The sequence below is a fragment of the Actinomadura sp. WAC 06369 genome (assembly GCF_003947565.1).
Classification (GTDB): Bacteria; Actinomycetota; Actinomycetes; order Streptosporangiales; family Streptosporangiaceae; genus Spirillospora; species Spirillospora rifamycini.
Genome location: NZ_QHJN01000050.1, coordinates 1 through 21,047, shown reverse-complemented (window position 1 = coordinate 21,047; position 21,047 = coordinate 1). Strand labels below are relative to the sequence as shown.

Below are 21,047 nucleotides of genomic sequence, written 5' to 3'. Positions count from 1 at the left end.
GGGGGCATCATGGTCCCATCCGTAACGCACGCGAAACCACAATGGTGCGCGCGGACTGTGCCATTGCACAATGCGAAGCTCGCCGGATTGCGCCCGCGCCCTGTAACAGAACGCCGCTCTGGACCCGTCCCGTCACTCCATGTTGACCTATGGGCCCCCGCCCAGAGGGAGAACCGGCATGACAGTGTCACAGGGACGAGAGCCGTTGCACGGACGCGTACCCGAGCTGGCCGCCATCGGGGACCTGCTCGCCCGCGCCCGCGACGGGCGCGGCGGCGCCCTCGCGGTCGTCGCGGACGCCGGCCTCGGCCGGACCGCGCTGCTCGACGAGGCCGCGCGCCGCGCCGGACCGGACGTCCGGACGATCGGCGCGTCCGGCGTCGCCCGCGAGTCGGCCGTCCCGTACGCGGGACTGCACCGGCTGCTGCGACCGCTGGCGGACGACCTGGAGCGGCTCCCGGACGAGCACCGCGCGGCGCTCGCCGTCGTGCGGGGCGCGCCGGGCCGCGCCGAGCCGTTCGCCCTCTACGCCGCGCTGTGCGAGCTGCTCGCCCTCGCGTCCCGGGACGGGCCGCTGCTGTGCCGGGTCGACGACGTGCAGTGGCTCGACGAGGTGTCGCTGGACGCGCTGGCGTTCGCGGCGCGCCGCGTGCAGGACGTGCCGGTCGCGGTGCTGCTCGCCGCCCGCGACGACCGCGGGGTCGCGGACCGGCTCGCCGGTATCCCCCTGCTGCGGCTCGGACCGCTCGACGAGGACGCGAGCCTGCGGGTGCTGCGCGACGCGATCGGCGACGCGGTCGGCGGGCCCCTCGCCGACGCGGTCGCCGACCTGGCCGACGGCCGCCCCCGCGCGATCCGCGACCTCGCCGCCGCGCTCACCCCCGGTCAGCTGTCCGGTGCCGCCGCGCCGCCGCGGGCGCTGCCGCCCGGCAGCCCGCTGCGGGCGCTGCACCGGAGCCGCTACCTGCGGCTCCCGCCGGGGGCGCGGCGCCTCGTGCTGCTCGTCGTCGCGGACGAGTGGGTCGGCGCGGGCACGCTCGACCGGGCGGCGGGCGCCGCCGGGATCGGCGCGTCCGACGTCGAGGCCGCCCGCGAGTCGGGGCTGCTGCGGTTCGAGACGGACGCGGTCACCGTCCGGGACCGGCTCGTCCGGTCATCGCTGTGGGCGGACGCGACCCGCGCCGAGCGCACCGCCGCGCACGCGCTGCTCGCCGAGGTGCTCGTCCACGACTGGCAGTACACCGGGCGGATCTGGCACCGGGCGGCGGTGTCGGGCGGCCCGGACGACGGCGCCGCCGCCGAACTCGCCCGCGCCGCCGTCGCGTCCCAGGCGTCCGGCCGGTACGCCGACTCGTGGCGGATGTGGCGGCGGGCGTCGGCGCTGACCGCCGACCGGACCCTCGCAGCCGACCGGCTGCTGTCCGCCGCCGCCGACGCGTGGGCCAGCGGCCGCCCCCGCCGCGCCCGCGCCATGCTGCGGCGGCTCGCCGCGTTCCGCTGCGAGGGGACCCGGCTGGCCCGCGCGGACCGGCTGCGCGGCGAGATCGCCGCCGCCGCCGGGGACCCGGCCGCCGCCGTCCCCCTGCTGCGGGACGCCGCCGAGCTGTTCGCCGGCGCCGACGCGTGCCTCGCCGTCGAGACCCTCGGGTGGGCCGCCGAGGCCGCCGACGCCGCCGGCGACGTGCGCGCCCTCGCCGAGATCGCCGAGCGCGCCGCGTCCCTGGCCGTCCCGGACGAGCCGTGGTGCGACGCCCGCACCCGGCTCGTCCTCGACCACCTCGCCGGCACCGCCGCCCTGCACGCCGGCCGGTACGCCGAGGCCGCCGAACGCCTCGCGCGCGCCGCCCGGCTCGGCTCGTCCGTCACCGACCCGGCCGCGCTGGCGTGGGCCGCGCGGTCCGCGCTCGCGCTCGGCGACGCGGGCCTCGCGCCCGCGCTCGCGTCCGCCGCCGTCGCGGCCGCGCGGCGGGCCGGGGTCGTCCCGCTGGAGTCGCACGCGCTGGCCGTCGCCGCCCGCTGCGAGGTCCTGCTGGGCCGCCCGCCCGCGCCGGTCGCCGCGGGCCACGACGGGCTCCGCCTCGCGCGGGCCACCCGGCTGCACGGGCATGCCGCCGAGCAGCTCGCGACCCTCGCGCTCGGCGCGGCGTTCGACGGCGACGCCGGCGCGGCGGGACGGCACCTCGACCGGCTCGCCGAGTCCGCGGGGCGCCGCGGGCTCGTCCGCGCCGCCGCGCTCGGCACGTGGGCGCGCGCCTGCCTCGACCTCGCCGCCGACCGGCCGGCGGACGCGGTCGCGCGGCTGCGGCTGCCCGGCGGCGCGGGCGTCGCGCATCCCCGCGCGTCCCTGGCGGCCGCCCCGCACCTCGTCGAGGCGCTCGCCCGCGGCGGCGACCGGGCCCGCGCCGCGGCCGCCGCCGACGCCTTCCGGCGCTGGTCGGAGGCCACCGGGTCGCCCGTCCACCGGGCGCTCGCGCACCGCTGCCGCGCGCTCCTCGCCGACGCCCCCGCCGACGCGGCCGACCACTTCGAGTCGGCCCTGCGCCTGCACGAGACCGCGGGCGCCGTGTTCGAGCAGGGCCGCACCGAGCTGCTGTACGGGCACCGGCTGCGCCGCGCCCGCCGTCCCCGCGCCGCCCGCGAGCACCTGCGCACCGCCCTGCGGATCTTCGAACGCTACGACGCCCGTCCCTGGACCGACCGGGCCCGCGCCGAGCTGCGCGCCGCCGGCGAGACCGTGGCGCCGCTGCCCGTCCCGCCGCCCGCCGAGCCCCCGGCCGTCCCGGGAACGCCGGCCCGCCCGCCGCGTCCCGTCCCGGCGGGCGGCTTCGGCGACCTCACCCCGCAGCAGGCGCACATCGCCCGGCTCGTCGCCGAGGGCGCCACCAACCGGGAGATCGCCGCCCGCCTGCTGCTGAGCCCCCGCACGATCGACCACCACCTGCGCAACGTCTTCACCCGCCTCGGGATCCGCTCCCGCGTGGAACTCGCCCGCATGATCCGCTGACGCCGGAGGGCGGGACGCCGGAGGGCGGGACGCCGGAGGGCGGGACGCCGCGCTCCGCCCCGGCAATGCGCCCCCGGGCGAGGTGACGCGCGCGCGGTCGATCCGCTCGATCGACACGACCATGTCCTTCCTGCCACTCAACACACTTTCTGCGCATATATGGACAAAACTCAGAATTTCGAGTAGCGGGCGAACCGGCCCGGCGCCGGAGCCATCGGTCACGCCATCCCTGATCGCATGGAGAAAGGCGAGCTCATCGCCCTCATCTCCGAGTCGGCGCTTGTCGAGTTGATCTTACTCGGATGTCAAGATCCGGGTTCGCGTCAACATCGGCGGCAGTCCTGATGTGGACATGGCGACAGAAAATGATCTGTAGATTCCGCACACGGTCCGTGGTTACATTGTGCCTGCTTGAGGTGGACCGACGGATCGAAGCACTTTCGATCTTCCAGTAAGTGATTCACCGACAGATGTGGGCGGCGGAGATCTCCATGGCGGATTTCAAATTCAGCATTTTCACGGCCGTGACGGCCGCGGATGCCGAAGAGACCCCTCTGGTCGACACCCTCACGCGCGCCGTGGCGGTCGCGCCGGGACGGTGGCGGGTCGGCCGCTCCGGAATCTGGTGCTCGGTCGCCCCGGAGGAGGCGGCGCGGCGCCCGCAGGGCTGGAAGCTGCACGTCTCCGCCACGCCGGCGTCCGCGGACGAGGTGCTCGGACGGGCGCTGCGGGTGCTGCTGGAGGCCGGCTCGGCGTTCAAGTTCGCCGCGAGCGTCGACGTCGTCGCCGCGCTGAACGCGCGCAACACCTCCCGCGGGCATGCGGGGAAATTTATTACGATTTATCCCGAGAGCGACGCGGAGGCCGTACGCCTCGCGGGCGACCTGCACGAGGCGACGAAAGGGCTGGCGGGGCCGCGGATCCTCTCCGACCGGCCGTACGCGCCGGGCAGTCTCGTCCATTACCGCTATGGCGCGTTCGTCGAAGAGCGGCGGCTCACCAACGACGGCTTCTACACATGGACGATCCTCGACCCGGACGGGAAGCCGGTGGAAGACCGGCGGGTCGGCACGTATACGCCTCCCTCCTGGGTGACATCTCCCTTCCCTGACAACGGCCTGAACGGCACCCGGCGGACACGTGAATCCGGCGAAATAGTGCTCGGGGAACGGTTCCGGGTGCGGGAAGCGATCCGCCACTCCAACAAGGGCGGCGTTTATCGCGCGGTGGACCGCCGCACCGGCGACCCCGTCGTGGTCAAGGAGGCGCGCCCGCACGTCGCCGCCGACCTGGCGGGGCGCGACACCCGGGACCGGCTGCGCGCCGAGGCCCGGGCGCTGGAGCGGCTGGACGGCCGCGGGCTGGCCCCGCGCCTCATCGACCTGTTCCCGCAGGGCGGGCACCTGTTCCTCGCGCAGGAGATGGTCGAGGGCGTCCCGCTGCGGGAGTGGGCGGCCGACCGGATCGTCGAGGCGGGCTGGGGCGGCCACCTCCCGGCCGCGACGGACATGGCGCGGCGACTCGTCGACCTGATGGCCGGCGCGCACGCCGCCGGCCTCCTCGTCCGCGACTTCAACCCCAACAACGTCATGGTCCGCCCGGACGGCGCCCCCGTGCTCATCGACCTCGAACTCGCGGTGGCCGACGGGGAGGACGGCCCGCTGCGGGCGGGCACGCCCGCGTTCGGCGCCCCCGAGCAGCTGGCCGGCGCGCCGCCGCACGCGTCGGCCGACCACTACAGCCTCGGAGCGACGCTCTGCTACCTGTTCACCGGCAGCCCGCCCTACCTCCTGGACGAGGAGCCGGAGAGCAGGCCGCCGGGGGACCGGCTGGAGGAGTGGCTGGCGGCCCGGACCCAGGGCCTGAACCTCCCCGGGCACCTGAGGGCGATGCTCACCGGGCTGATGGCGGACGCCCCGGAGCGCCGCTGGACGACGGACCGGGCGCGCGACGCGCTCGCGGCCCGGGCCCCGCGCGGGACCCGGCCCCGCGACGCCGCCGAGACCCCGTGGCTGCGGGAGACGGTCGACCGCGTCATCGACGGGATCGTCGGCGAGCTGCTCGCGTCCATGGCCCCGGACGCGCCGCACGCGCTGTGGCCGGTGTCGTGCGTCCACGGCGCGCCCGACCCCTGCACCCTGCAGCACGGTGCCGCCGGATGCCTGGGCGCCCTCGTCCGGTACTGGGAGCTGACCGCCGATCCGCGCCTTCCGGACGCGATCGGCGCGGCGTCCCGGTGGATCCGCGCGCGGCTGGCGGACGGGACGAGCCGTCCGCCCGGCCTGTACTTCGGCACCGCCGGGGTCGCGTGGTCGCTGCTGGACGCGGGTCTCGCGCTCGGCGACGAGCGCCTGGCCGACGCCGCCGTCGCCGTGGCCGACGGGCTCCCGGCCGCGGTCGCCAGCCCCGACGTCACCCACGGGACGGCCGGTCTCGGCCTGACCGCCCTGCACCTGTGGGCCCGCACCGGTGCGGAGCGGTTCGCCCGGCGCGCGGACGCCGCCGCCGACGCGCTCCTCGGGACGGTCCAGGAGCGCGCCGGGCGGCTCGCGTGGAGCACTCCCGCCGACGTCGACTCCAAGCTGGCGGGCCGGTCCTACCACGGGTTCGCGCACGGCATCGCGGGCGTCGGCTCCTTTCTGCTCGCCTGCGCGGAGGCGACCGGGCGCGGCGACTGCCGGGCGCTCGCCCGCCGCGTCGGGGAGGAGCTCCTGGACGCGGTGGTCATCGAGCGGGGCGCGGCGATGTGGGGCGCCGGGACCGGCGACGCGCCGACCGCCCCGTACTGGTGCCACGGCGCGTCGGGCATCGGCGGCTTCCTGCTCCGGCTCGGCGCGGCCACCGGCGAGGCGTGCTTCCGGGAGGCCGCCGGCCTCTCCGCCCGGGCCGTGACCGACCACGCCTGGCGCTCGGTGCTCGGCCAGTGCCACGGCCTGTCGGGCAACGGCGACTTCCTGCTCGACATGGCCGACCTGACCGGCGACGACCGGTACCGGGCGGCCGCGTGGCGGCTCGGCCGGACGATCGTCGCGTCGCGCGCGCACCGCGACGGCCGGTTCGTCCTCCCCGACGAGCAGGGCGAGGTCTCGGTGACCTGGGGCGACGGCATGAGCGGGATGCTCGGCTTCCTGCTGCGGCTGCGGTACGGGTCGCCGCGCCTCTGGACGGTCGACGCCGCCGCGGGCGAGCGGCGCGGGGCGACCGGGGCGACCGCCGCGAGCGGGGCGTCATGACCGCCGTCCCCGCCCTTCCCGCCGTCCCGTCCCGGTTCGGCTTCGCGTTCTCGGGCGACGGCCGGTGGGCCACCTGCCTGAGCGCCGTCCAGGACCGCGTGGCCCTGGAGCGCTGGGACCTGACCGCCCCGGCGCCGTCCTGCCGGACGGTCGCCGCCGCCGGCGCGGCCGTCGACCGGTCGAGCCGCCCCATCCCGCTCGACGACGGCGGCGTCCTGGTGGCGCGGCCCGCGGTCGGCGCCGGCGGGGCGCCCGCGGGCCACGGGACGGTGACCGCGGTGCGTCCGGGCGGCGGCACCGCGGCCCCCGCCCGGTCGTGGCGGATCGCCCCGATGCTCGCCGGATACCCGCTGGCCGGCCCGGGGTCGCCGCAGACCCTGGTCCTCGTGGCCATCGAGGACGAGCGGCACTCCCGCGTCTGGGTCCTGCCGGACTCCGGGGCGCCGCCGGAGCCGGTGGTGCGGATCCCGGGCGTGCTGTCGGGCGGCGTCTGGCTCGACGACGGGCGCACGCTCGCGCTCGACCACGCCGGCGCCGGGCACGGGACGGACGGGATCGTCGTGGACCTGCGGGACCGCGCCTGGCGCCGGGTCTGGACGGTCTCCGGCACGTCGACCGACCGCATCGTCGCCTGCGACCGCCCCTCCGGGCGGCTGGTCGTGACGACCGGCGGCCCCGGGCGCGCGGTCCCCGGGATCGGGCTGTGGTCGCCGGGCGGCGGCCGGGTGCGGTTCCCCGCGGCCCTCAACCGGCCCGGCCGCGCCCGCGTCCCGCTGGCCCTCGACCTCGGCGGCGAGCGCCTGCTGGTCCGCGAGGACGCCGGGGCCGCGTCCCGCCTCCTGATCCACACCGCGGCGGACGACCGTGTCGAACCGGTGGCCGGGCCGCGGGGCGTCCTGTCGCCGCCCGCCTGCTGGACCGGCGGGCGGATCCACCTGCGCTTCTCGGCGCCGCACCGGCCGCCGACGCTCGCGACCGTGCACCGCGCCGGCTGGTCGCTCGCGCGCGGGCCGGCCGGCACCGCGACGAGCTGGGCGGGCGCCGAGCCGGTCGAGCTGCCGGGCCCGGCGGGGCCCATCGAGGCGATCGTCTACGGCGGCCCCCGCTGGCACGAGAGCGACCGCGTGGTCCTCGCCCTGCACGGCGGTCCGCTGGCGGCGTGGCGGCTGGAGTTCGACCCGCTGTTCCAGCATCTCGCCGCCGCGGGCATCGCCGTCGTCGCGCCCAACCACCGGGGCAGCACCGGCTACGGCGAGCGGCATCTGCGGGCGGTCGTCGGCGACTGGGGCGGCCCCGACCTGGAGGACGTCGTCCACCTGGGCCGCGGCATCGCCGACCGCCGCCGCGCCGTCCCCGGCGGAGCGCGGGACCCGATCCTCCTGGGCGTCAGCTACGGGGCCTGGCTGGCGCTGCTGGCGGCCTGCCGCAGCCCCGGCCTGTGGGCGGCGTGCGTCGCGCTGGCGCCGTTCACCTCCGCCGCGAGCCTGTACCGCGACGCCGCCGCCCCGGTCCGGGACCGGGTGGCGCGCCTGCACCGGCCGGGCGGCCCCGGACGGGACGCGCGGCGCGACGTCCTGGCCCTGTGCGGCGCGCTCACCGCGCCGCTGCTCGTGGCGCACGGCACCCGGGACGAGGTCGTCCCGGTCGGGCAGTCGCGCGCGCTGCGCCGGCGCCTCCTCGAACTCGGCAGGACCGAAGGGCCCGACTTCGACTACCGCGAAGTCGACGGCGACCACACAACGGTCGTCCAGGCATGGCCCGCGGACCTGCGGACGGCTGTGGTCCGCTTCTGCCTCGGCGCGGGGCGGACCTTGGTTCCGGCAAAGGAGAGGAGGTGAGAACAGATGGACATCTTCGACGGTGACCTGGTGGCGGAGCTGCAGGACCTGCCCGAGACCGACCCGATCGAGATCGACGGCGTCCAGCTCGGCGGCACGTGCACGTGCGCCGGTCTGCTGACGCTGCTGAACACCGTGTGCGTCGGCGTCTCCTGCGCGTAGCACCGATCACCCGGACACGGTTCGGGACCAAAGCTTGACCCCGGCCCGTAGACACCGGTCACGGATCGGTCGGCTGAACCGGCCGATCCGTGACCGGACCCACTCGCCACTGTAACCAATCCCCGCCGGGAGGGAAGGGAGCCGACCCGCGTGGTCCGGACCGAGCCCACCGGCGGCGACGAGGCCGCACCCGCCGCCGAAGCGCGCCCTTCCCCCGCCGTGCTGCGCGCCGGAGGGCGGCGGCTGCTGCGCGCGGCGCTGGGCCGCACGCGCGCCCTGCTCGGCCTGCTGGTGCTGTGCACCCTGCTGCGCGTCCTGGCGACGCTCGCGACGCCCGTCATGCTCGCCCAGGCGATCGACGCCGTCCACACCGGCGAACCGCTGGGCGCCCCCCTGGCCCGGCTGGCGTCCGTCCTCGCCGTCGCCGCCCTGGCCGACGCCGGGGAGGACCTGGCGGGCTCCTACTGCGGCAGCCGCATCACCGCGTGGCTCCGGCACCGCCTGATCGGGCGGGTCCTGGAACTCGGGGTGCCCGGCCGCCGCCGCTTCCCCACCGGGGACGTGCTGGCCCGGCTCACCGAGAGCGCGAGCGGCCCCGCCGCGTTCCCCGTCCAGCTCGTGTCGGTCGCGGCGACCCTGGCGACGACCGCGGGCGCCGTGCTCGCGCTGGCCCTCATCGACTGGACGCTCGCGGCGGCGTTCGCGCTCGGCGTGCCGCCCGCCGTCGTGGTGCTGCGCGCCTTCGTCGCCCAGGCGGGCGAGCCGTTCGCGGACTACCAGCGCCACCAGGCGTCGATCGCGACCCGGCTGCTGGACGCGCACCAGGGGATCCGGACGATCCGCGCCTGCGGCACCGCGGCCCGCGAGGCCGCCCGGGTCCTGCGGCCGCTCCCGCTGCTGCGCGAGGCGGGGCACCGCACCTGGGCCGCGCAGGGCCGGGTCGGCTGGCGGCTGTCGCTGCTGGCGCCGCTGCTGCAGGTCGTGGTCGTCGGCGTCGCCGGGCTGCGGCTCGCCACCGGCGCGATCACCCCCGGCGGGCTCGTCGCGGCGGTGTCCTACACCGCCCTGGCCGTCGGCGCCGTCGCGCTCTTCGACACCTTCGTCGCGCTGCTGAACTGCGAGGTGAGCGCCGGACGGGTCCAGGAGGTGCTCGACACCGCCCCGGCCGTCGCGCCGCCGCCGCGCCCGGTCGCGCTGCCGGACGGCCCCGGACGGCTCGACCTGCGCGGCGTGACCGTCCGGATCGGTGACCGCACCGTCCTCGACCGGCTCGACCTGGCGGTCCCGGCCGGGGCCGGCGTCGCCGTCGTCGGCGCGTCGGGGACGGGCAAGAGCGTGCTGGTGTCGCTGGCCGGGCGGCTCCTCGACCCCCAGGAGGGACGCGTCGAGCTCGACGGCGTCCCGGTCACCGCCGTCGCGCCGCCGGAACTGCGCCGGGCCGTCGCCTACGCCTTCGAGCGTCCGGCGCTGCTCGGATCGACGGTGCACGACATGATCGCCTACGCGCGTCCCGGGGCCACCCGCGCGGAGGTCCGCCGGGCCGCCCGGACGGCCGCCGCCGACGACTTCGTCCGGGCGCTGCCGGACGGCTACGACACCCCGCTCGACCGGGCGCCGCTGTCGGGCGGCGAACTGCAGCGCCTCGGGCTCGCCCGCGCGGCGCTGGCCGACGCCCGGGTCCTCGTCCTCGACGACGCCACCAGCAGCCTCGACACCGCCACGGAGGTGAAGGTGACCCGGGCGCTCCGGCGGCTGCTGGCCCGCCGCACCAGCCTGGTGGTGGCGCGGCGGCCCGCCACCGCGGCCCGCGCGGACCTGGTCGCCTGGCTCGACGGCGGCCGGATCCGCGCGCTCGCGCCCCACGCCGACCTGTGGCAGGACCCCGAGTACCGGGCCGTGTTCGGCGCCGCGCCGCGGGCCGGCGCGTGAGTCGGCGCGTGACCGTCCCGCCCGCGGCCCGGCTGCTGCGCCGCCACCTGCGCGGGCGGGGGCCGGCGCTGCGCCGGCTCGCCGCGTGGTCCGCCGTCGAGGGCGTGCCCGTGTTCGCCGCGGGTCTGCTGCTCGCCCGCGCCATCGACCGCGGGTTCCTCGCCGGGCGCCCCGGCACCGGCCTGGCCTGGCTCGCGGTGCTGGCGGTCCTGTACCTGTGCGGCGCCGAGGCGACCCGGCGCGTCTACCCCCGGCTGGCCGCCACCGTCGAGCCGCTCCGCGACTCCCTGGTCACCGACGTCGTCACCGCCTCCCTGGCCCGGACGGGCGGCACGGCGGACGACGCGGCGGGCACGGGCGTCGCGCAGGTCGCCGAGCAGGCCGAGGCCGTCCGGGCGCTGCTCGGCACCGCGCTGCGCAACGTCCGGCAGCTGCTCACGGCCGGGCTCGCCGCACTGGTCGGGCTCGCGCTGCTGTCCCCGCCGCTCGCCCTGGCCATCGCCCTGTCGGTCGCCCTCGCCCTGGGCGTGTTCGCCGCGTTCCTGGGCGTCCAGGTCCGCCGGTACCGGGACGTCGTGCGGCACGCCGAACGGATCGGGCAGTCCGGTGCCGCCATCGTCGAGGGGGTGCGGGACGTCGTCGCGTGCGCCGCCGAGGACCGTGCGGCCGCCGCGGTCGGCGCGTCCGTCGACGCGCAGGCGGCGGCGCTGCGCGCGTTCGCCCGCTCCCGCCTCGTCCGGCTCCCGGTGCTGGCGCTCGGCGTGCACCTGCCGCTCCTCGTGCTGCTCGCGCTGTCCCCCGCCCTGATCGACGGCGGGCGGCTCACGACCGGGGAGGTGGCGGGCGCGGCGGGCTACCTCGTCACCGGGCTGCAGCCGGGCATCGTCCTGCTGGTCGACGCGGGCGGCACCCTGCTGCTCAGCCTCGCCGTGATCCTCGGCCGCCTCGCCGAGACGGGCGCGGGTGCGGGCACGGGTACAGGCGCGAGTACGGGCGCGGGCACGGGTGCGGTTCGCCCGTCCGGACCGGCGCTCGTCCCCGCCTCGGCCGACATCGAACTGGAGGACGTCACGTTCGCCTACTCGTCGCGGGCCGCGCCCGTCCTCACCGGCCTGAGCCTGCACGTCCCCGAGGGCACCCACCTGGCCGTCGTCGGTCCCAGCGGCACGGGCAAGTCGACGCTCGCGAACGTCCTCACCGGTCTCGTCCGTCCCCAGCGGGGCACCGTCACGCTCGGCAAGGTGCCGCTGCCCGACCTCGACGGGGACCTGCTCCGGGCCGCCGTGACGCTCGTCCCGCAGGAGAGCTACATCTTCGCCGGGACCCTGCGGGAGAACCTCGCCTACCTCCGCCCGGGCGCCACCACCGCCCGGCTCGACGAGGCCGCCGCCGCCGTGGGACTGGAGGAGACGCTGCGCCGGTTCGGCGGCTACGACGCCGCCGTCCCGCCCGGCGGCGGGACGCTGTCGCACGGGGAGCGCCAGCTCGTCACGCTCGCCCGCGCGTACCTGTCCGCCGCGCCCGTCCTCATCCTCGACGAGGCGACGTGCCACCTGCCCCCCGCCGCCGAGGCCCGCGCCGAGCGGGCGCTGGCCGACCGCGGCCGGACCCTCATCGTCATCGCCCACCGGATCAGCTCCGCGGAGCGGGCCCACCGGGTCCTGCTGCTCGACGCCTCGGGCCCGCTCGCCGGCACGCACCGCACCCTTCTCGGCCTCAGCCCGCTCTACGCGGAGCTGGTCGGCCACTGGCGGACGTGAGGGCGGGCGGCCGTTCGCGGCCCCCTCAGGCCCGCGTCTTGTGGGCCCAGCGGGCCGGGTCGACCTCCAGCGTCTCCCGGTCCCAGCCGGCCGGGTCGGCGGCGGCCTCGTAGGTGTCCTGGAGGAAGTCCAGCAGCGCCCGGTCGGGGTCGGGGTCGTCGGCGACCGCCTCGTACGGGAGCAGGTACTGCCCGTTCTCCGTGCTGTAGAAGGCGGCGGCCGGCCGCACGGGACGGGCCGAGAACCCGTGCGGCTCCGGGTAGGCGTAGGCGTAGAACGCGCCCTCCTCGCCGCCGCCCGGCCAGAACCCGCAGCTGCTCAGCTCCCGCGAGTACCCCTCGACCATCACCCAGTCGCCGCAGTTCGGGGCGCCGCCGGGATGCTCGGGCGCGGTCCGCCCGGAGAAGCGGGTGCACGCGAGGTCCATCGCGCCCCAGAAGAAGTGCACCGGGCTGACCTTCCCCGCGAACCGCGACCGGAACTCGCCCATCACCCGCGACGCCTGGAGGAGCTGGCGCCAGAACAGGTGCGCCGCGTCCGGGTCGTAGGACGCGTGCCGGTCGTCCTCCGCGAACGGGATCGCCGGGTCCACCTCGTTCGGGTGCCCCTGGATGGCCGCCTCGACGCCGAGGCGGCCGAGGGCGCGCATCGTCCGCTCGTGGAACTCCGCGACCGTCATCGGCGCGAGCGCGAACCCCTCGTCCGTCCCGTCGTCGGCGCGCAGCCGCAGCCGGTGCTCGACGAAGTCGAACTCGACGTCGAACGCGCCGGTCCCGTACGGGACCGCGGACGTCGTCAGCCCGCGCGGGCTCACGTACAGCGTCACGTTCCACCAGTGGTTCACGAGCGGCGCGTGCACCAGCCGCACCTTCCCCACGATCTGCGTCCACATGTGCAGCGTGTCGCGGGTCGCGTGCCAGTCCGCCACCCGCAGCCGCGGCCACCCCTGCCGTGCCATCGCAGTCCTCCTCGGCCGGAACCGGTCCGGTCGGTCCCATGACGCTCCGCCATCATGCCCGGCCGGGCGGCGGTCACTCGGCGTACGGCGACCGCCAGAACTCGGTCAGCAGCTCGCCCACTCCGGGCGTCCACACCGCGACCTGCGTGAACAGCACGCCCGCCAGGTCCGCGGACGGGTCGGCGAACGCGGTCGTCCCGAGGCCGCCCATCCAGCCGAACCGTCCGGGGCGGGACTCCGGCGGGTCGTCGCGGACGTCGACCCCGACGCCAAAGCCCCAGCCGGTCGTGAGCAGCGGCGCGGCGGCCGCCCGCTGCGCGGCGGTGATCCGGTCGGACGTCATCAGCCGGACCGACTCCCGGGACAGGATCGGGCCGCCCCCGCCGAGCAGCGTCCCGAAGAAGGCGAGGAAGTCGTCGGCGGTGCCCACCAGCCCGCCGCCGCCGGACGGGAACCCGGGCGGGCGGTCGCGCGGGTCGTCGCGCACGGCCAGGCCGCCGGCGCCGTCCGGCCGGTAGGACGGCACGAGCCGGGCGGCGTCGCCGGGTGCGACGTGGAACGCGGTGTCGCGCATCCCGAGCGGCTCGAAGATCCGCTCCCGCAGGACGTCGCCCAGCGGACGCCCCGACGCCCGGGCGATCAGCACCCCGAGCACGTCGGAGCCGGTGTGGTACAGCCATCGGGCGCCCGGCTGGTGGACGAGCGGCAGCGCCGCGAGCCGCGCGAGCCACGTGTCCGGCGGCAGCGGCGACACGTCCGGCCCCGGTGCGACGCCCGCCGCCGCCATCGCCCGCCCGATCGGCGCGTCCTCGGGCACCGCCCCGGTCCCCAGCCGGAAGGTCAGCAGGTCGCGGACGGTGATCGCGCGCTCTGCCGGGACGGTGTCGTCCAGCGGCCCGCCGGGGCGGCGCAGCACGCGCGGCGCCGCCAGCTCGGGGAGCAGCCCGTCCACCGGGTCGTCGAGCCGCAGCCGGCCGTCCTCGACGAGCATCATCGCGGCCGCCGCGACGACCGGTTTGGTGAGCGACGCGACGCGGAACAGCGCGTCCCGCCGCATCGGCGCGCCGCCGTCCACCGCCGTCGAGCCGAGCACGACCGCGCCCGTCTCCCCGCCCCGCCGGACGAGCGCGACCAGGCCCGGCACGAGCCCCGCCGCGACGTGCCCGTCCAGCGTCCGGCGCACCGCGTCCCGCATGTCCGTCTCCCTTCGTTCGTCCATGCGTATACGGATCGTCCGGCGGCGCGGAACTCATCGCACCGCCGATACCCTCCCGGTCCCGGGCATATCGATAACCGCAGCCGCCACCGCGACACCCGCCCGCGGCGGGCGGGTGTTCGCCGGGCCGGCCCGCTTCACCGACGGCTTCGCAAGCCGTTCACCGTCACCCCCGGCAGGACCGCCGGACAGGACGGGACGGGCGGCGGCGAGACGTCTCGCCGCCGCCCGTCCCCGTCCGGGCCCTCGCGCGCCGGTCAGGCGACGGGCTCCAGGGTCGGCGGGGCGTCGTCGCTGAACTGGGTGCGGTAGAGGTCGGCGTAGCGGCCGCCGGCGGCGAGCAGCTCGTCGTGGGTGCCGCGCTCGACGATCGTGCCGCCCTCGACCACGAGGATCAGGTCGGCGGCGCGGACGGTCGACAGCCGGTGCGCGATGACCACGGCGGTGCGGCCGTCCAGCGCCTCGGCGAGGGCCTCCTGCACGGCGGCCTCGGACGTGGAGTCGAGGTGGGCGGTCGCCTCGTCGAGGATCACGACCCGCTGCCGGGCCAGCAGCAGCCGCGCGATGGTGAGCCGCTGCCGCTCGCCGCCCGACAGCCGGTAGCCGCGCTCGCCGACGATCGTGTCGAGCCCGTCCGGCAGGCCCTCGATCAGCGCGTCGAGCCGGGCGCGGCGCAGGACGTCCCACAGGTCGTCCTCGGTGGCCTCGGGGCGGGCGAGCAGCAGGTTCTCCCGGATCGACTCGTGGAACAGGTGCCCGTCCTGGGTGACCATGCCGAGCGTCGCGCGGATCGCGGCGAACGACAGGTCGCGGACGTCGACGCCGCCGAGCCGGACGGCGCCCGAGTCGACGTCGTACAGGCGCGGGAGGAGCTGCGCGATCGTGGACTTGCCGGCGCCGGACGAGCCGACGAGCGCGACCATCTGCCCCGGTTCGGCCTTGAACGAGACGCCGTGCAGGACCTCCTCGCCGCCGCGGGTGTCGAGGGTCGCGACCTCCTCCAGCGAGGCGAGCGACACCTTGTCGGGCGACGGGTAGGAGAACCGGACGTCGTCGAACTCGATCGCGGCGGGCCCGTCGGGGACGTCCCGCGCGGCGGGCTTCTCGGCGACGAGCGGCTTCAGGTCCAGCACCTCGAAGACCCGCTCGAAGCTGACCAGCGCGCTCATCACCTCGACGCGGGCGCTGGCGAGGGCGGTCAGCGGCGCGTACAGGCGGGTCAGCAGCAGCGCGAGGGCGACGACGGCGCCGGCGTCCAGGCTCCCCCGCAGCGACAGGTAGCCGCCCAGCCCGTAGACGAGCGCGAGCGCCAGCGCGGACACCATCGTCAGGGCGGTGATGAACACGTGCTGCACCATCGCGGTGCGGACGCCGATGTCGCGGACGCGGCGGGCCCGCGCGGCGAACTCGGCGGACTCCCGCGACGGCCGTCCGAACAGCTTGATCAGGGTGGCGCCGGGGGCGGAGAACCGCTCGGTCATCTGGGTGCTCATCGCCGAGTCGTGCGCGACGGCCTCGCGCTCCAGCCGGGCGAGGCGGGAGCCCATCCGGCGCGCGGGCAGCAGGAACAGCGGCAGCAGCACCAGCGCGAGCAGCGTGATCTGCCACGAGATCCCGACCATCACCCCGAACGTCAGCGCGACCATCACCAGGTTGCTGACGACGCCCGACAGCGTGTCGCTGAACGCGCGCTGCGCGCCGATGACGTCGTTGTTGAGTCGGCTGACCAGCGCGCCCGTCCGGGTGCGGGTGAAGAACGCGACCGGCATCCGCTGGACGTGGTCGAAGACCGAGGTGCGCAGATCGAGGATGAGGCCCTCGCCGATGCGGGCCGACAGCCACCGGTTGGCGAGCCCGAGGGCGCCCTCGGCGACGGCCAGCACGGCGATCAGCACCGCGAGCCACACCACGGTGGACGTGCCCGCCTGTTCGGTGATCGCGTCCACGACCCGCCCGGCGAGCACGGGCGTCGCCACCGCGAGGACCGCGAGGACCACGCTGAGCAGCAGGAAAGCGGTGAGGGTGCGGCGGTGGGGGCCGGCGAACGCGGCGATGCGGCGCAGCGTCGCCCGGTTGAAGGGCCTGCGGTCCTCGGCGTGGGCCGCGTGGTGCAGCGACATCCACGCGGTGACTTCCATGTCCATGTGTTATCCCGTCGTCTGAGATGCTCCGTTGCGGAACATCATCAGACCTCGACAAAGGTTGAGGTCAAGCTCGGCCGCCGCGTCCAGTGTCGCGCGGAGGTCCGACATTTCGCGGAGGGACGGTTCATGGACGTCGCGAGGCTGCGGGCCGACACACCGGGCTGCGCGGAGGTGACGCACCTCAACAACGCCGGCGCCGCGCTGCCGCCGCGCCCGGTGATCGAGGCGGTGAACGGACACCTCGCACTGGAGGCCGCGATCGGCGGCTACGAGGCCGCGGAGCGCGAGGCCGCCGCCATCGAGCACTTCTACGGCGCCGTCTCCGGCCTCATCGGCGCGCGCGCGGACGAGATCGCGTACGTGGAGAACGCCACCCGCGCCTGGGACATGGCGTTCTACGCGATCCCGTTCGCCGAAGGCGACCGCATCCTCACCACCGTCGGCGAGTACTCCAGCAACGCGATCGCCTACCGGCAGGTCGCCGCCGCGAAGGGCGCGCGGGTCGAGGTCGTCCCCGACGGCCCGGACGGCGCGATCTCCCTGGCGGCCCTCGAAGCCGAACTGGCGAAGGGCGGCGTCCGGCTCGTGTCGCTCAACCACGTCCCCACCCACAACGGGCTGGTCAACCCGGCCGCCGAGGTGGGGCGGCTGTGCGGCGAGCACGGCGTCCTCTACCTGCTGGACGCCTGCCAGTCGGTGGGGCAGCTCGCCGTGGACGTCCGCGAGATCGGGTGCGACATGCTGTCGGCGACCGGCCGCAAGTTCCTGCGCGGCCCCCGCGGCACCGGCTTCCTGTACGTCCGGCGGGAGATCGTCACCACCCTGGAGCCCCCGTTCCTGGACCTCCGGGCCGCCGAGTGGCGCGCCCCCGACTACGAGCCCCGCCCGGACGCCCGCCGCTTCGAGACCTGGGAGCGGTTCGTCGCCGGGCAGGTCGGGCTCGCCGCCGCAGCCGACTACGCGGCCGCGCTCGGCCCGGACGAGATCGAGAAGCGCGTCGTCGCGCTCGCGGCGGCGCTCCGCGGCGAGCTGGCCGCCCGCCCCGGCACGTCCGTCCTGGACCGGGGAACGCACCGGTCAGGGATCGTGACCTTCACCGTGGACGGGCACGAACCGGACGCCATCATGCGGGCCGCCCGGGAGCGCGGGGTCAACGTGAACGTCACCAGCCCCGCCGCGCACGGCTACGACCCGGCCGCCGTCCCCGCCGCCGTCCGGGCGTCCGTGCACTACTACAACACCGAAGACGACCTGGACCGCCTGCTCGCGGCCCTCCCCTGAACAGGGACGCGCCCGGCGGTGGCCTTCCGCCTCCCGCCGGGCGCGCGACTCCCCGGCCTCAGGTGTTCGGCCGCGCCGCGCTGATGTCGGCGAGCGCCGAGTCGGTGTCCTTCTCCACGGCCAGGTCGCCGATGGACACGATGCCCACCGGCCGGCCGTCCTCGACGACGGGCAGCCGCCGGACCGCCCGCTCCCGCATGATCTGCGCGGCCTTGTCGACCGAGTCGTCCGGGCCGATCGTCGCGGTGGCGCTGCTCGCCAGCCCGCCGATCTTCATCTCCCGCGGGTCGCCGCCCGCGGCGAGCCCCCGGACCACCAGGTCGCGGTCGGTGACGAGGCCCTTCATCTCGTCGCCCTCCGCGACCAGCACGGCGCCGATGTCCTCGTCGCGCATCGCACGGGCCACGGTGACGATGTCGAGCTCCGGCGACACCGAGGTCGGCGAACCGGTCATGATGTCGCGAATCTTCCTGGCCATCCCTCTACTCCTCGAACCTCGCGCGTATCCGGGACGATTCGGCCCCTACCCGCAAGAACCGGGCTCACTCATCGGGCCTGAGCTGGGCGAACAGCCGCTCCGCCCGCTCCCCGTCCGCGACCACCCGGGCCGGATCGCCGGGCGCCGCCGCCACCGGAACCGTGCCGAACACGACGTCGTCCGCCCCGATCCCGGCCATGCTGTCCGCGAGCCCCACCAGGCCCCGGACGTCCAGCCGCGGCTCCGTCTCGACCGCGCCCGCGACCGCCGCCAGGAACCGCGCGAGCCGCACCGGGTCCTTCCGCAGCTCCGCCACCTGCCCCGCCATCGCCTTCAGGAACGCCTGCTGCCGCTCGATCCGCTGCAGGTCCGAGCCGTCCCCGAAGGCGTACCGGGACCGGACGTACGCGAGCGCGTCCCGTCCGCCCAGCTTCTGCCTGCCCGCCCGCAGCGACAGCCCCGCCTTCGGGTCCTCGACCGCCCGCGGGATCACCATCTCGACGCCGCCGAGCGCGTCCACGAGCGTCCGGAACCCGTCGAACCCGACCGTCGCGGTCCGGTCGATCCGGACGCCCGCCAGCTCCTCGACCGTCCGCCGGCTGCACGCCGCGCCCCCGGCGCCGAACGCCGTGTTGATCAGCCCCCGCGCGCCCCCGGCGCACTGCGGGAGATCCACCAGCATGTCGCGCGGGAAACTCACGACCCGCGCCGAGCCGCGCCCCTCCGGCACGTGCAGCAGCATCAGCGTGTCCGACCTCGCCGGGCGCCCGTCGCCCCGCCCGTCCGACCCGACCAGCAGGACGTTGAACGCGCCCTTCCCGGCCCCCGGCGGCTCCGCCGCCGGCGCCGCCGGGTCGCCGCCCCGCAGGAACAGCACCGGCACCAGCACCGCCGCCGCCGTCACCGCCGCCACCACGCCGAGCAGCGCCCACCGGACCGGCCGCCGCCGCTCCCCGGCCCGCAGCAGCCGCTCCCGCTGCCGCACCAGCGACGCCGGCGGCTCGTGCTCCAGATCCCGGCCGAGGCCGCGGATCAGCTCCATGTCGTCCACGGTCACTCCTCCTCGTGCATCGGGTTGGTGTCGCCGAGCGCCGCGCGGACCTTGCGCCGCGCCCGGAACAGCCGCGACCGCACCGTCCCCACCGGCACCCCCAGCGCCTGCGCGACCTGCCCGTACTCGAGATCGCCCCACGCCACCAGCAGCAGGACGTCCCGGTCCCGGCGCGGCAGCGCGGCCAGCGCCGCCGCCAGCGCCGGCCGCGCCGCCAGCGCCGTCACCCCGTCCGCGACCCGCTCCGCGGGCCCCTCCGCGGGCCCGTCCACCGGCGCCCGCCGCAGCGCCCGGTACCGCGCCGCCTCCGCCCGGTGGTGCCGCGCGACCAGCTTCGTCGCGATCCCGAACAGCCAGGGGCGCGCGTCCGGCCGCGACAGGTCGTAGCGGTGCCGCTTGCCGAACGCGGCCAGGAACGTCTCCCCCACCACGTCCTCGGCGGCCTGCGGCCCGAGCCGCCGGGACACGTACCGGTAGAGCATCGCGGAGTAGCGGTCGAAGAGGAGAGCGAACGATTCCGGCTCGGTGAGCGAAGACTCGATGAGCTCGCTGTCGATCTTCTGAACCGCTGGAGGTGCGGTCATCGCGGCAACCATGACATGTATGCCGGCCTTCCCGTGCGGGGGCTCTGTCGACGACGTCTCTCCGCACCCCCGCAAAGGAGTTCACGGTTCTCGATCACTAATCCGTAACGCGTCCGAACCTTCCGGCTCGTCCGGGCATCCTCATGACTACACGGGGGCATCGGCGATCGTCCGCTCCGCCCGCACGCCGGAACACAACTCAAGGAGGAGCGGCTCGTGACCGACACCCCGGACGCGCCCAAGACCGACGAACCGGCCGACCGCGCGCCCGCCCGCACGCCCACGGCCGAGTTCCGCGTCCCGGACGTCACGAAGACCCGCGACGACATAGCCGTCCGCCGCCCCGGCGCCGCGCTGCCCGCCCTCGTCCGTCCGCCGCGTTGGGGCCTCGCGTTGTGCGGGGGCCGCGTCGTCGTCCGTCCGGCCGCTGGGCGCCGCCGTCCCGTCTGCGGGTTCGGCTGTGTCGGGGGTGCGTCGTGCGGGTCCGCTGGGTGCCGTGCCGCCTTCGGGCGTGCTGGCCGCGCGCTGCTTGGTCTCGTGCGCCTGCTTTGGCGGGCCGTCGGACCGTGCGCGCGCCGCGTCGTTGTCGGGTTTGGACGTGTCGGTGGTGCGTTGCCCGGTTTGGTCCGGCCCCTGTGCCGGGGTCTCGCGTTGTGCGGGGGCCGAGTTGTCGTCCGTCCGGTCGCTGGGCGTCGCCGTCCCGTCTGCGGGTTCGGCCGTGCCGGGGGTGCGCCGCTCGGGTCCGCGAGGCGCCGTGCCGCTACCGGGAGTGCTCGCCGCGCGCTGCCTGGTCTCGGCCGCGCGTTTCGGCTGGCTTTCGGACCGTGCGCCCGCCGTGTCGTTGTCGGGTTTGGATGTGTCGGTGGTGCGTTGCCCGGTTTGGTCCGGCCCCTGTGCCGGGGTCTCGCGTTGTGCGGGGGCCGAGTTGTCGTCCGTCCGGTCGCTGGGCGTCGCCGTCCCGTCGGCGGGTTCGGCCGTGTCGGGGGTGCGCCGCTCGGGTGTGCTGGCCGTGCGCTGCTTGGTGTCGTCCGTGCGCTTCGGCGGTCCGTCATGCCGCGCGGCCGCCGCGTTGTCGTCGGGCTGGTCGTTGGTGGGGCCGGACGTGTCGTGGGTGCGTCGCTCGGGTGCGCTGGGTGCCGTGCCGCTGCCGGGCTGTGCGGCTCCCGTGTCGTCGCCGGGCTCGTCGTTGGCCGGTGCCGTTTCGTCGGTGGGGGCGGCCGTGTCGGGGGTGCTCTGCTCGGGCTTGCTCGGTGCCTGCGGGGCCGCCTTGGGGTTTGCGGTCTCGTCCGACTGCTTTGGCTGGTCGTCGGTCGGTGCGGTGTCGTTGGTGGGCTCGGACGGCTCGGGGGTGGGGGCGACCTCTTCTTGGCGTTCGGCTTCCTGGTCGTTGGGCTGCTCGGGGGCGGTCT

The 21,047-nt window shown here is 76.5% G+C and carries 13 protein-coding genes and 1 pseudogene; 7 read left to right on the top strand and 7 right to left on the bottom strand.

Going from position 1 to position 21,047, the window contains the following annotated elements; genetic code table 11:
* The first annotated feature begins 178 nt into the window (after positions 1-178).
* From DMH08_RS15920 to DMH08_RS15900, 6 genes are all read left to right on the top strand, one after another.
* Entirely contained in the window at positions 179-3,004 is a 2,826-nt protein-coding gene (locus tag DMH08_RS15920) for a helix-turn-helix transcriptional regulator (protein ID WP_233617625.1), read from the top strand.
* A 524-nt stretch (positions 3,005-3,528) separates the two neighbouring features.
* Complete coding sequence (gene lanL, locus DMH08_RS15915) at positions 3,529-6,237, top strand: class IV lanthionine synthetase LanL (protein WP_199747821.1); 2,709 nt, start codon at positions 3,529-3,531, stop codon at positions 6,235-6,237.
* Complete coding sequence (locus tag DMH08_RS15910) at positions 6,234-8,075, top strand: S9 family peptidase (RefSeq protein WP_125615205.1); 1,842 nt, start codon at positions 6,234-6,236, stop codon at positions 8,073-8,075. Before lanL ends, DMH08_RS15910 begins: the two co-directional genes overlap by 4 nt.
* Before the next feature lie 6 nt (positions 8,076-8,081).
* On the top strand, positions 8,082-8,237 hold the full coding sequence (locus tag DMH08_RS41010; RefSeq protein WP_169528823.1) for a VenA family class IV lanthipeptide: 156 nt from the start codon (positions 8,082-8,084) through the stop codon (positions 8,235-8,237).
* 150 nt (positions 8,238-8,387) lie between these two features.
* On the top strand, positions 8,388-10,166 hold the full coding sequence (locus DMH08_RS15905) for an ATP-binding cassette domain-containing protein (RefSeq protein ID WP_125615202.1): 1,779 nt from the start codon (positions 8,388-8,390) through the stop codon (positions 10,164-10,166).
* Positions 10,167-10,174: 8 nt separating this feature from the next.
* A complete protein-coding gene (locus DMH08_RS15900; RefSeq protein WP_199747820.1) occupies positions 10,175-11,926 on the top strand; it encodes an ATP-binding cassette domain-containing protein in 1,752 nt (583 codons plus the stop codon).
* Between the two features lie 25 nt (positions 11,927-11,951).
* Here DMH08_RS15900 and DMH08_RS15895 read toward each other — a convergent pair whose 3' ends face one another.
* The 3 genes from DMH08_RS15895 to DMH08_RS15885 form a co-directional block, all read right to left on the bottom strand.
* Complete coding sequence (locus DMH08_RS15895; protein ID WP_125615199.1) at positions 11,952-12,884, bottom strand: DUF5996 family protein; 933 nt, start codon at positions 12,882-12,884, stop codon at positions 11,952-11,954.
* 73 nt (positions 12,885-12,957) lie between these two features.
* A complete protein-coding gene (locus tag DMH08_RS15890; protein ID WP_199747819.1) occupies positions 12,958-14,103 on the bottom strand; it encodes a serine hydrolase domain-containing protein in 1,146 nt (381 codons plus the stop codon).
* A 254-nt stretch (positions 14,104-14,357) separates the two neighbouring features.
* Complete coding sequence (locus DMH08_RS15885; RefSeq protein ID WP_125615196.1) at positions 14,358-16,244, bottom strand: ABC transporter ATP-binding protein; 1,887 nt, start codon at positions 16,242-16,244, stop codon at positions 14,358-14,360.
* 126 nt (positions 16,245-16,370) lie between these two features.
* Between DMH08_RS15885 and DMH08_RS15880 the strand changes: the two genes are divergently transcribed.
* Positions 16,371-17,525, top strand: a complete 1,155-nt coding sequence (locus DMH08_RS15880; RefSeq protein ID WP_125615193.1) for an aminotransferase class V-fold PLP-dependent enzyme — start codon at positions 16,371-16,373, stop codon at positions 17,523-17,525.
* Positions 17,526-17,583: 58 nt separating this feature from the next.
* Here DMH08_RS15880 and DMH08_RS15875 read toward each other — a convergent pair whose 3' ends face one another.
* The 4 genes and pseudogenes from DMH08_RS15875 to DMH08_RS40150 form a co-directional block, all read right to left on the bottom strand.
* Positions 17,584-18,003: a CBS domain-containing protein gene (locus DMH08_RS15875; protein ID WP_026402363.1), complete on the bottom strand. Its 420-nt coding sequence runs from the start codon at positions 18,001-18,003 to the stop codon at positions 17,584-17,586.
* Positions 18,004-18,067: 64 nt separating this feature from the next.
* Positions 18,068-19,045 carry an LCP family protein gene (locus tag DMH08_RS15870; RefSeq protein WP_233617629.1) on the bottom strand — a complete coding sequence of 326 codons (978 nt, stop codon included), beginning with the start codon at positions 19,043-19,045 and terminating at the stop codon, positions 18,068-18,070.
* A gap of 11 nt (positions 19,046-19,056) precedes the next feature.
* Positions 19,057-19,638, bottom strand: a complete 582-nt coding sequence (locus tag DMH08_RS15865; RefSeq protein WP_125615187.1) for an RNA polymerase sigma factor — start codon at positions 19,636-19,638, stop codon at positions 19,057-19,059.
* Positions 19,639-19,785: 147 nt separating this feature from the next.
* Positions 19,786-21,047, bottom strand: a pseudogene (locus tag DMH08_RS40150) (hypothetical protein); the annotation flags it as partial.

Excerpts from the sequence above, each read along its gene's own strand:
- DMH08_RS15875 (WP_026402363.1), bottom strand. The coding sequence starts at position 18,003 with ATGGCCAGGAAGATTCGCGACATCATGACCGGTTCGCCGACCTCGGTG.
- DMH08_RS15885 (WP_125615196.1), bottom strand. The coding sequence starts at position 16,244 with ATGGACATGGAAGTCACCGCGTGGATGTCGCTGCACCACGCGGCCCAC.
- DMH08_RS41010 (WP_169528823.1), top strand. The coding sequence starts at position 8,082 with ATGGACATCTTCGACGGTGACCTGGTGGCGGAGCTGCAGGACCTGCCC.
- DMH08_RS15880 (WP_125615193.1), top strand. The coding sequence starts at position 16,371 with ATGGACGTCGCGAGGCTGCGGGCCGACACACCGGGCTGCGCGGAGGTG.
- DMH08_RS15890 (WP_199747819.1), bottom strand. The coding sequence starts at position 14,103 with ATGGACGAACGAAGGGAGACGGACATGCGGGACGCGGTGCGCCGGACG.
- DMH08_RS15895 (WP_125615199.1), bottom strand. The coding sequence starts at position 12,884 with ATGGCACGGCAGGGGTGGCCGCGGCTGCGGGTGGCGGACTGGCACGCG.
- DMH08_RS15870 (WP_233617629.1), bottom strand. The coding sequence starts at position 19,045 with ATGGAGCTGATCCGCGGCCTCGGCCGGGATCTGGAGCACGAGCCGCCG.
- DMH08_RS15920 (WP_233617625.1), top strand. The coding sequence starts at position 179 with ATGACAGTGTCACAGGGACGAGAGCCGTTGCACGGACGCGTACCCGAG.
- DMH08_RS15865 (WP_125615187.1), bottom strand. The coding sequence starts at position 19,638 with ATGACCGCACCTCCAGCGGTTCAGAAGATCGACAGCGAGCTCATCGAG.
- DMH08_RS15910 (WP_125615205.1), top strand. The coding sequence starts at position 6,234 with ATGACCGCCGTCCCCGCCCTTCCCGCCGTCCCGTCCCGGTTCGGCTTC.